This is a genomic window from Vibrio sp. YT-19(2023) (genome assembly GCF_033337395.1).
Genome location: NZ_JAWOQN010000914.1, coordinates 1 through 562 on the forward strand (window position 1 = coordinate 1; position 562 = coordinate 562).

Annotated in this window: 1 protein-coding gene and 1 pseudogene; both read left to right on the plus strand. The window is 45.2% G+C overall.

Annotated elements, in window-relative coordinates:
• A pseudogene (locus R7E78_RS29155) lies at positions 1-206 on the plus strand (TolC family protein); the annotation flags it as partial.
• A gap of 3 nt (positions 207-209) precedes the next feature.
• On the plus strand, positions 210-562 hold a 353-nt coding region (locus R7E78_RS29160), incomplete at its 3' end, for a biotin/lipoyl-binding protein (protein ID WP_318059023.1).

The following is a 562-nucleotide window of genomic DNA, read 5'->3' on the forward strand; positions in this document are numbered from 1 at the left end:
CATTCACTCAAGGTCTTTCTTCTTCTCTCGATGTGGTGGACGCTCAGCTTTATGTTGCCAGTATCGAAACCCAACGTTCGGCGGCGCGCTTCCGCTATCTGATTTCACTAACCAAACTATTAGCATTAAGCAGTGAAATGAACAGCTTCGAACAATATCAAAATACCGCTTACGCCCCAGCGAAAATATCCAAAGAGGTTAAATAAGTCATGGCAGCAAAATCTTTAAAACCCGTTCTACTTTCACTTTGCGCCTTGGGTGTGGCTTCTTGGGTTGGCTATCAGTTTTACCAAGCTTATCAGCCAGAACCAGTTCGCTTGCAAGGTTTGATTGAAGCTCAGCAATACAGCATTTCATCAAAAGTCCCAGGTCGCATTGACGAAGTGATGGTTCGCAAAGGCGATGATGTTGAAAAAGGCCAGTTAATTTTTACGCTTCACAGCCCAGAAATCGAAGCGAAACTGGAACAAGCAAAAGCTGGTGAAAAAGCGGCAGATGCACTAGCGCAAGAAGCAGAGAAAGGTGCACGTGAGCAACAAATTCAAGCCGCGAAAGACCAATG